The sequence below is a fragment of the Arthrobacter sp. Z1-9 genome (genome assembly GCF_054792695.1).
The window spans coordinates 2473059-2483451 of the sequence record NZ_CP096456.1; the positions used below are offsets into that span (position 1 = coordinate 2473059).

The window sequence follows — 10393 nt, forward strand, 5'->3', positions numbered from 1 at the left end:
CAATTTCCCAATTGAACCCTGCCCGCATGGTAGCCGGCGAGGCGGCGGACGGCCGGCTCCAGGCCCCCGTCACGCAATCGCTGCAGTCCCACTCCCTGGCTTTTGTCCACGATGAAGCATCCGGGATACAGGTGCCCGTGACGGAAATAGCCCTGGCGGCTTCACCCAACGGCGACTCCAACGGCCCGTTCCGGATCTACCGCACTGCCGGCCCGGGGAGCGACCCCGTACGCGGCCTCGACCCTTACCGCTCCGCGTGGATCGAAGAGCGCGGCGACACGGAAACTTATCGCGGCCGCGCAAGGAACCTGTTCGACGACGGCCGCTCCGCTGTGCGCCGCGGTGCCGCCAGCGCGGAGTGGAAGGGGGAACGTCCGGTGCCCCGCCGCGCCGTCGAAGGCCGGACGGTGACGCAGATGCACTATGCGCGGCAGGGCGTCATCACCCCCGAAATGCGCTTCGTGGCGTTGCGGGAGAACTGCGATGTGGAACTGGTCCGCAGCGAACTGGCCGCAGGCCGGGCCATTATTCCGAGCAACATCAATCATCCCGAGTCGGAACCCATGGTCATCGGCAAAGCCTTCCTGGTGAAGATCAACGCCAACATCGGCAACTCGGCGGTCACCAGTTCCATCGCCGAAGAGGTGGACAAGCTGCAGTGGGCCACCCAGTGGGGCGCCGACACGGTGATGGACCTTTCCACCGGCGACGACATCCACACCACCAGGGAATGGATCATCCGCAACTCCCCCGTTCCGATCGGCACCGTGCCCATCTACCAGGCCCTGGAGAAAGTCAACGGTGAAGCGAACGCGCTGACCTGGGAGATCTTTCGCGACACCGTCATTGAACAGTGCGAACAGGGCGTGGACTACATGACCATCCACGCCGGCGTCCTCCTCCGGTACGTTCCCCTGACCGCCAACCGTGTGACCGGCATCGTATCCCGCGGCGGATCGATCATGGCCGGCTGGTGCCTGGCCCACCACCAGGAAAATTTCCTCTACACGCACTTCGACGAGCTCTGCGAAATCTTCGCACGATACGACGTCGCGTTTTCATTGGGCGACGGCCTGCGGCCGGGGGCGACGGCCGATGCCAACGATGCCGCGCAGTTCGCCGAGCTGGATACCCTCGCGGAACTGACGCAGCGCGCCTGGGAGTACGACGTCCAGGTAATGGTGGAAGGCCCCGGCCACATTCCGTTCCACCTGGTCCGGGAAAACGTCGAACGCCAGCAGGAGCTGTGCAAGGGCGCGCCCTTCTACACCCTGGGCCCGCTCGTTACCGATGTGGCACCCGGGTACGACCACATCACGTCTGCGATCGGCGCCACGGAAATCGCCCGCTACGGCACGGCCATGCTGTGCTACGTCACCCCAAAGGAACACCTGGGCCTGCCCAACAAGGACGACGTCAAAACAGGAGTGATCACGTACAAGATCGCAGCGCACGCCGCAGACCTCGCCAAGGGCCACCCGGGGGCGCACGAACGCGATGACGCCCTGTCCAAGGCACGCTTTGAGTTCCGCTGGCGGGACCAGTTCGCGTTGTCCCTGGACCCGGTGACGGCCGAGGCCTTCCACGATGAAACGCTCCCCGCGGAGCCGGCCAAGACAGCGCATTTCTGCTCCATGTGCGGTCCCAAGTTCTGTTCCATGAGGATCAGCCAGGACATCCGGGACGAATACGGGTCAGCGGAGCAGCAGGCTGCCGCCGCGGGAATGCGCGGGAAAAGCGAGGAATTCCTGGCAGCCGGCGGCAAGGTCTACCTGCCGGAGCTGCAAGTTCGCGTGAAGGGCCGCCCGTAGCTGCACCACGCTTTCCGTCCGGCAGGCTATTGGGGGCCTGCCGGACGGGGAAGCTGTACCGGCAGGTTTCAGGAAGCCCTGGCAGGCTGGCTCCTGCTGACCTCGCTGATGAACGACCGGATAATGCGGTCACCTTCCCGGGAGTCATGGGGCCGGTGCCCTCCCGCCGCCGTGCGGTGCAGGGCGCCGGTCTCACGCAGGTAGCCGGCGATCTCCTCGTAGAGCGGCTCCCATCCACCGGTGAGCACCATGGTGGGAACGCCGGGAACAATATGCAGCGGCGCCTCCCAGGAGGGGGCCTGCAGCCGCAGCCTCCTGGCCGAGCGCTTCTCCTCCGCTGTGGCCGGCTGCTGCAGGTCCGTGGCATAGACCCGCCGGACGAACTCGCGCTGGAAATCCTCGTCGCTCATGTGGTCCCGGACATCGAACAGGGGCTGCATCAGCCCGATATGGGCCGCCGTGGCCGGCAGTTCCGCGGTGAGCGAGAGGCAGGCCGGTTCCACCAGCGTCAAGGAAAAGACGAGGTCGGGACGTTCGACGGCGGCCATCATCGCTGCGATGGCTCCCTGGGAATGCGCGACGACGTGCCCGCCGGCGGCGCCCCTGCCATCATCGGCAAGGGACCGCAACACAATGGCGGCGTCCTCGTCAAAGGAGGACTCAACAGGATCAGCCACAGGATGGTACCCGTGGCGGCGCAGGAACAGTGCGTCGTAGGACAGCGCCATGCCGTGCTGGCGCGGCCAGGCCGCGGAGCCGAAGCTGCCGGCGCCGTGGACGAACACTACCCTCTGCTTGAACATGACCCAACCCTATTCCACGGCACCAACATCCCAGGCGGGCAGCGCCCAGTGTCGTTTTGACCGCTCGAAACGACGCGTGGCGCTGCCTGGTTGCAGATGTGGTTACTGGCCGAGGAACTTGTCGAAACCCTTGGGCAGGTTCAGCTGCGAGGGGTCAAAGTCGCCCTGCTGCTGGCCAAAGGCCGCGCCGGTGGGCAATGCCTTGGCGGCGTTCGCGCGGCGGGCCTCGGCATCCTTGCGCTCCTGGGCGGCCTTGGCCGGGTTGCCCGACTTGGCCTTCTTCTTTGGCGCGTTCTTGGCATTCTTCCGCGCTCCGCCGCCGGCACCGGGCATACCGGGCATACCAGGCATTCCCGGCATGCCGCCCTGGGCCATCTTCTTCATCATCTTCTGGGCCTGCGCGAAACGCTCCAGGAGGCCATTGACTTCGGAGACGTGCACGCCGGAACCGCGGGCGATGCGGGCGCGGCGGGAGCCGTTGATGATCTTGGGAGCCACACGCTCGTGCGGCGTCATGGAGCGGACGATGGCTTCGACGCGGTCGATCTCGCGCTCGTCAAACTGCTCAAGCTGCTGGCGGATGTTCTGCGCGCCCGGCATCATCATGAGCATCTTCTTCATGGAGCCCATGTTGCGGATCTGCTGCATCTGCGCCAGGAAGTCGTCCAGGGTGAAGTCTTCCTGGTCGGCGAACTTCTTCGCCATCCGGGCAGCTTCGTCCTTGTCCCAGGACTTCTCGGCCTGCTCGATGAGGGTGAGGACATCGCCCATGTCGAGGATGCGGGACGCCATCCGGTCCGGGTGGAAGAGCTCGAAGTCGTCAAGGCCTTCGCCGGTGGAGGCGAACATCACCGGCTTACCGGTGACGGACGCAACGGAAAGTGCGGCACCGCCGCGGGCATCGCCGTCGAGCTTTGACAGGACGATGCCGGTGAAGTTGACGCCCTCGTCGAAGGCGTGCGCGGTGTTGACGGCGTCCTGGCCGATCATGGCGTCCAGGACGAACAGCACTTCGTTCGGCACGATGGCGCGGCGGATCTGGCGTGCCTGCTCCATCATGTCGGCATCAACGCCGAGGCGGCCGGCGGTGTCCACGATGACAACGTCGTGAAGTTTCTGGCGGGCTTCCTCAACACCGGCGCGGGCAACCGCTACGGGGTCCCCAGCGGGGTGCTCAAGCTCGCTCGAGGTGGCACCGGGGTGCGGCGCGAACACGGGCACCTTGGCGCGCTGGCCAACCACCTGGAGCTGCGTGACAGCGTTGGGGCGCTGCAGGTCGCAGGCCACCAGCAGAGGGCTGTGGCCCTGGGCCTTCAGCCACTTCGACAGCTTGCCGGCGAGGGTGGTCTTGCCGGCGCCCTGGAGGCCGGCCAGCATGATGATGGTGGGACCGTTTTTGGCCAGCCGGATGCGGCGGGTCTCGCCGCCGAGGATCTCCACCAGTTCCTCATTGACGATCTTGACGATCTGTTGGCTGGGATTCAGGGCCCCGGAAACTTCGGCACCCAGGGCGCGTTCGCGCACCCTGCCGGTGAATTCACGGACAACGGGAACGGCAACGTCCGCATCCAGGAGGGCGCGGCGGATCTCCCGGACTGTGGCGTCAACATCGGCCTCAGTGAGGCGGCCCTTGCCGCGGAGATTCTTGAAGGTTGCTGTCAACCGGTCAGAGAGTGAATTGAACACGCGCCGTGCACTTCTTTCAGTGGATGATCGGGACTCGACTATCTAGGGTACCAAGTCGGGCCCGCAAGGTGGCATGCTGGCAAAATGACGAGCCAAACAACTGTGAAAACCCTGCTCATCCTCGGTGCTTCCGGCGACCTCACCGGCCGGCTGCTCCTCCCCGGCCTGGCGCGGCTTGTGGCAACGGGCCGCGCGGCAGGGCTCCGGCTCGTCGGCGCAGGCTCCGATTCCTGGACCCCTGAACAGTGGCGGGAGAGGGTCCGTACGTCCTTCGCGAAGACCGCGGACGCGGCCGGCCCCGAGGGCGTGCGGGCACTGGAGGATCTGGAAAAGGAGACGGTTTACCACCAACTGGATGTCACGGCTGACGGTCCGCTGGCGTCACTGCTCGCCACGCTTGAGGGTCCCACCGCCGTCTACTTCGCCCTGCCGCCCCGGATCAGCCAACTGGCTTGTGAAGCCCTCCGGCCGGAGCAGGTTCCGCCGGGCACCAGGCTGGTCATGGAAAAGCCCTTCGGTTCCAGCGAGGAATCCGCCCGCTCGCTGAACCGGACCCTGGTGCGCCTGGTACCGGAGGACCATATCCACAGGGTGGACCACTTCCTGGGCAAGGCTACAGTGCTGAACATTCTTGGCCTGCGCTTCGCCAACAACTTCCTGGAGCCCGTGTGGAACCGTGAGCACGTGGAGAAGGTGGAGATCATCTTCGACGAGGACCTCGCACTGGAGGGCCGGGCCCGCTACTACGACGGCGCCGGTGCGCTCCGGGACATGATCCAAAGCCACCTGCTCCAGATCATGGCCCTCATGGCGATGGAGCCGCCGTCGACCATCAGCGAACGGGACCTGCGCGACGCCGTTTCCACGGTCCTGCGCGCGGGCAGCGTCCGCGCTCCCTATGCGGCTTCAACCCACCGGGCACGGTACACCGCCGGGACCCTGGCGGGGAAGGAAGTCCCCGACTACGCGATGGAAGAGGGGGTGGACGCGTCGCAGGGAACTGAGACCCTGGCGCAGATCGAGGTGGGGATCGACAACTGGCGCTGGAAGGGCGTTCCGTTCATCCTGCGCTCCGGAAAGGCGATGGGCGTGAAGCGCAAGGAGGCAGTGGTGACGTTCAGGCCGGTCCCCCACCTTCCCAAGGGCTTCACCGGGGTGGACTCGCCGAACCAGCTCAGGATCGGCTTCGGCCCCGACACCCTCGAATTCGACGTCGATGTGAACGGTCCCGGCGAGATCCTCAGCCTCAGCCGGGTCACGCTCGAAGCGGAACTGAGCGCATCCGAACTCCTGCCCTACGGTGAAGTGCTGGAGGGCGTTCTCACCGGCGATCCGCTGCTCTCCGTCCGGGGTGATACGGCAGAAGACTGCTGGCGGATTGTCGAGCCGGTCCTGAAGGCCTGGCAACAGGACACGGTCCCGCTGGAGGAGTACGACGCCGGATCGGCCGGGCCCGTGGAATGGTCCAGCACCGCCAGCGCTGACTAAGGTGGGGCGCTGCTCCGCCCGGCGCGACGCCTCGCAGGGCGTCCAGGCGACCGGGCATACAAAAGGGAAACGAAAGAGCGGGCGGAAAACCTTCCGGTTTCCCGCCCGCTCTTCCTGGACTGTTGGCGAGGTATCGTCCGCTTAGATGGCGGCGACTCCCCGTTCCCCGGTCCGGACCCGCACTGCCTCAAAGACGTCCATGGTCCAGACTTTGCCGTCCCCGGCCCGGCCGGTGTTCGAGCTGGCGATGATGACATCCAGGATGTCGTCAGCCTGCTCGTCCGTTGCCAGGACTTCCACCCGGATCTTCGGCAGGAGATCGACGTTGTACTCGGCTCCGCGGTACACCTCTGTGTAGCCGCGCTGCCGGCCGTAGCCGCTTGCCGCGCTGACCGTCAGGCCCTGTACGCCGTAGGACTCCAGCCCTTCCCGAATGGCTTCGAGCTTCTCCGGCCTGACGATTGCGGTAATCAGTTTCATGCCCCCACGCTTTCCTTGCCTGTTGCTGATGCGGTCTTCTGCTCAGCCGGTGCGGGCTGGGCGGAAGAACCCTGCTGGTTCTTGCCGGTGATCATGTCGTGCAGCGGCTGGAAGCTTCCGCCGTGTCCGCCAACACCGAACTCGTAGGCGGTTTCAGCGTGCAGGCTGAGGTCCACACCCACCGATTCCTGTTCCTGGGAAACCCGGAAGCCCATCGTCTTGTGGATGGCCAGGGCGATGATCGCGGTCAGGATTGCCGAGTAGGCGATGGCGATACCGGCCGCTGCGAGCTGGGCCCACATCTGGGTCATGCCGCCGCCGTAGAAGAGGCCGCCGCCCACGCCGTCAGCGGGCAGTGCGATGAAGCCGAGGGCCACAGTGCCGATGATGCCGGAGACGAGGTGGACGCCGACGACGTCCAGCGAGTCATCGAAGCCCCAGCGGAACTTCAGTCCAACAGCCAGGGCGGAGGCTACGCCGGCCACAACGCCGAGGCCGAGGGCGCCAACAGGGCTGACGTTGGCGCAGGCAGGGGTGATGGCCACCAGGCCGGCGACGACACCGGAGGCTGCCCCGAGGGAGGTGGGGTGGCCATCGCGGATACGTTCCGTGACAAGCCAGCCGAGCATGGCGGCAGCGGGAGCGGCGAGCGTGTTGACCCAAATGAGGCCGCCCTGCTCAGCCGTGGTGGCGGCGCCGCCGTTGAAACCGAACCAGCCGAACCACAGAATGGCTGCGCCGAGCATCACGAACGGGATGTTGTGCGGGCGGTGGTTGGGATCCTTGCCGAAGCCCTTGCGGTTGCCAATGATGAGGACGAGTACCAATGCGGCCACGCCTGCGTTGATGTGGACCACGGTGCCGCCGGCGAAGTCGATGGCCGGGCCAATGGCCTGGCCCACAGCACCTTCAGGACCAAAGAGGCCGCCGCCCCAGACCATGTAGGCCAGGGGGCAGTAAACCAGTGTGACCCAGACGGGGACGAAGACGCTCCAGGCGCCGAACTTTGCCCGGTCCGCGATGGCACCGCTGATCAGTGCGACGGTGATGATGGCGAAGGTGGCAGCGTAGCCCACCTTGATCAGTCCGTCAGGAGTGTCGATACCTTCAAGGCCGAAGGTGGCCAACGGGTTCCCGACGATCTGAAGGAACCCCTCACCGGAGCTCATGGAGGCGCCCCAGAGGACCCAGACAACGCCCACCATGCCGATGGAGATGAAGCTCATCATCATCATGTTCAATGCGGCCTTGGCGCGGGTCATGCCGCCGTAGAAAAATGCCAGACCCGGCGTCATCAGCAGCACGAGGGCTGCCGACACCATGATCCATACGTGACCTGGGGTAAGTTCCATGGTGCACGTCCTCTCTGGTCGAAGATTGCGGAGTCCTCCGCCTGCCAACGCCTTTTCGCGTCCTGTAACGAGTTTGTCCGCGCCGTGTTTCGCCCACGGAGGATTTAGATTGCCGGCCTGTTACAACAACCTCTATGAAGTAAATGGTGCATATCGCGCTTGTTACGGTGGTGTTTCATCGTTTTCGCCGGCACCCGGCCTCCAGACTGCAAGGATTTGCGCATCATGACGGCATCACCCCGCGGAAGCGGCGCCACTTCAAGGATCCTGGCCCGCCTGAGGCCGCAACGGGACCGGCTTCCGCGCGACATTAAGGTGATGCTCGTCGCAGCGTTCCTGATTGCGCTGGGATTCGGGCTTGTTGCGCCCGTATTGCCGCAGTTTGCCACCACGTTCGGGGTGGGAAACACCGAGGCGTCAGTGATTGTTGCCATCTTCGCTTTTATGCGGCTCGTGTTCGCCCCGGCGGGCGGCAGCCTGATTGGCCGGCTGGGTGAACGGCCCGTCTACGTGGCCGGGCTGCTGATTGTCGCCGTGTCCACGGCGGCCTGCGCGTTCGCCCGGGACTACTGGCAGCTGCTGCTCTTTCGCGGGCTGGGCGGCGCAGGTTCCGTGATGTTCACTGTGGCGTCCATGGCCCTGGTGATTCGGTTGGCGCCCCCGGAGAGCAGGGGCAGGGTGTCGGGCGCGTACGCGTCAGCGTTCCTTATCGGCAATGTCTGCGGGCCGATTGTGGGTGGGCTGCTGGCAGGGTTCGGCCTTCGGATTCCGTTCCTCGCGTACGCCGCAGCCCTGGTCGTGGCGGCCCTGGTGGTCCAGACGCAACTGAGCCACGAGCGCCGCGGATCTGCGGAAGCGCAGCAGCGCATGCCGGACATGCTGCTCGGAGAGGCCCTGGCGACAGGACCGTACAGGGCGGCCCTGATGTCCAGCTTCGCCAACGGGTGGGCCACCTTCGGCGTACGCATGGCCACAGTTCCCCTGTTTGCCGCTGCCGCCTTCGGAGCCGGGCCCGAGGCAGCAGGGCTGGCTTTGGCGGTATTCGCCGCAGGCAACGCCGTGGCGCTGACGTTCTCGGGACGCCTGGCGGACAGCATGGGCCGCAAGCCCATGATGATCTCGGGCCTGCTGGTGGCGGCCGCTTCAACAGCAGGCATCGGCTTCACCGGCGAACTGGCGTGGTTCCTGGCCGCGTCAGCGCTTGCCGGGGTGGGCTCAGGGCTGTTCGGACCCGCCCAGCAGGCCGCCATCGCCGATGTGATCGGCAACGGGCGGTCCGGCGGCAAGGTCCTGGCGGTGTACCAGATGACGTCCGACGTCGGCGCGATCGTTGGGCCCGTGCTGGCCGGCGTGCTGGCAGACCGCCTGGGTTATGGCTGGGCTTTTGGCGTCACTGGCGGCATCATGCTGGTTGCTGCCTGTGCCTGGCTCACCACCCGCGAGACCCTTCGGGCCGCCAAGGGCGTAAACGGTGGGGACGGTGCGGACGGGCGCTAGTTCAGCAGGGCGTCCACAAACGCTTCAGCCTCGAACGGGGCAAGGTCGTCAGCGCCCTCACCCAGCCCGATGAGCTTGACCGGAACGCCGAGGGTCTTTTGGATGGCCACGACGATGCCGCCCTTGGCCGTGCCGTCCAGCTTCGTCAGGACGATACCGGTGATGTTGACCACCTCGGAGAAGACGCGTGCCTGGTTCAGGCCGTTCTGGCCAGTGGTTGCATCCAGCACCAGGAGGACCTCGTCCACCTCGGCCAGCTTCTCCACCACGCGCTTGACCTTCCCCAGTTCGTCCATGAGGCCCACCTTGTTCTGAAGGCGGCCGGCCGTGTCGATCATCACCACGTCGACTTCCTGGTCGATGCCAGCCTTCACTGCTTCGTAGGCAACGGAGGCCGGATCGGCACCCTCGATGTCCGACTTCACGGTGGGGACACCTACGCGCTGGCCCCACGTGGCCAGCTGCTCCGCGGCCGCAGCACGGAACGTGTCCGCGGCGCCGAGGAGGACGTCCTTGTCCTCGGCCACCAGCACGCGGGCAAGCTTGCCCACGGTGGTGGTCTTGCCCACGCCGTTCACGCCCACCACCATCATGACGGCCGGCTTGTCAGCGTGGCGCTGCACGTTCAGGGTGCGGTCCATGGTGGGGTCCACAAGTTTGATGAGTTCTTCCCGGAGCAGCACCTTGACCTGGTCGGGGGTCCGGGTGCCCAGCACCTTGACCCGCTCGCGCAGGGCGTCCACGAGCTGCATGGTGGGTTCGGTGCCAAGGTCGGCCAGAAGGAGGGTTTCCTCGACTTCGTCCCAGACATCCTCGTCGATCCTGTCACTGGAAAGCAGTGCCAGGAGGCCCTTGCCCATGATGTTGTTGGAGCGGACCAGCCGTTCGCGAAGGCGCATGAGGCGGCCGGCAACCGGCAGCGGGGTTTCCACCGGAATGACTTCCAGGCCCGCTGCGTCGTCAGGGACCGTGGTGGTGTCCAGAGCGTCCAGGTCTACGCCGTCGGGGGCTTTGCGGTCCGTCACCGCGGCCGGGCTGTCATCGACGGCCGTGCTCCCGCTCCGCGGCAGGACGGGGTCGTTCGCATCCCTGGTGCCGGGGTACTGGGTGATGTTCTTCCGCGTCTTGAGCAGGACCGGAATCAGCCCGCCAATAACCGCCAAGGCAGCAACAATGGACAAAATTATGGGGAGGATGTCATTCACTCCCCTAGCTTCTCATAACGCAGCGGGCGTTACGGGCGGCGCAGGCGCAGGGGCAGCCCAGGGGCGGTTAA

At 65.8% G+C, this 10393-nt stretch carries 8 protein-coding genes; 3 read left to right on the forward strand and 5 right to left on the reverse strand.

What is annotated here, in order from left to right; all coding sequences use genetic code 11:
- Positions 1-26 precede the first annotated feature (26 nt).
- Positions 27-1811: a phosphomethylpyrimidine synthase ThiC gene (thiC, locus tag M1D93_RS11470; RefSeq protein WP_461174999.1), complete on the forward strand. Its 1785-nt coding sequence runs from the start codon at positions 27-29 to the stop codon at positions 1809-1811.
- A gap of 68 nt (positions 1812-1879) precedes the next feature.
- Here thiC and M1D93_RS11475 read toward each other — a convergent pair whose 3' ends face one another.
- Positions 1880-2614, reverse strand: coding sequence for an alpha/beta fold hydrolase (locus M1D93_RS11475; RefSeq protein ID WP_461171676.1), 735 nt, complete (start codon positions 2612-2614; stop codon positions 1880-1882).
- A gap of 102 nt (positions 2615-2716) precedes the next feature.
- On the reverse strand, positions 2717-4300 hold the full coding sequence (gene ffh, locus M1D93_RS11480) for a signal recognition particle protein (RefSeq protein ID WP_461171677.1): 1584 nt from the start codon (positions 4298-4300) through the stop codon (positions 2717-2719).
- A gap of 84 nt (positions 4301-4384) precedes the next feature.
- On the opposite strand from ffh, the gene M1D93_RS11485 reads away from it, so the two are divergent.
- On the forward strand, positions 4385-5788 hold the full coding sequence (locus tag M1D93_RS11485) for a glucose-6-phosphate dehydrogenase (protein WP_461171678.1): 1404 nt from the start codon (positions 4385-4387) through the stop codon (positions 5786-5788).
- 141 nt (positions 5789-5929) lie between these two features.
- On the opposite strand, the gene M1D93_RS11490 is transcribed toward M1D93_RS11485, so the two are convergent.
- Both M1D93_RS11490 and M1D93_RS11495 read right to left on the reverse strand, forming a co-directional pair.
- Positions 5930-6268 carry a P-II family nitrogen regulator gene (locus M1D93_RS11490; protein ID WP_050687078.1) on the reverse strand — a complete coding sequence of 113 codons (339 nt, stop codon included), beginning with the start codon at positions 6266-6268 and terminating at the stop codon, positions 5930-5932.
- Positions 6265-7620, reverse strand: coding sequence for an ammonium transporter (locus M1D93_RS11495; protein ID WP_461171679.1), 1356 nt, complete (start codon positions 7618-7620; stop codon positions 6265-6267). Before M1D93_RS11495 ends, M1D93_RS11490 begins: the two co-directional genes overlap by 4 nt.
- 225 nt (positions 7621-7845) lie before the next feature.
- Between M1D93_RS11495 and M1D93_RS11500 the strand changes: the two genes are divergently transcribed.
- Entirely contained in the window at positions 7846-9117 is a 1272-nt protein-coding gene (locus tag M1D93_RS11500; protein WP_461171680.1) for an MFS transporter, read from the forward strand.
- On the opposite strand, the gene ftsY is transcribed toward M1D93_RS11500, so the two are convergent.
- Entirely contained in the window at positions 9114-10322 is a 1209-nt protein-coding gene (gene ftsY, locus M1D93_RS11505) for a signal recognition particle-docking protein FtsY (RefSeq protein WP_461171681.1), read from the reverse strand. The genes M1D93_RS11500 and ftsY overlap by 4 nt on opposite strands.
- Between the last annotated feature and the right edge of the window lie 71 nt (positions 10323-10393).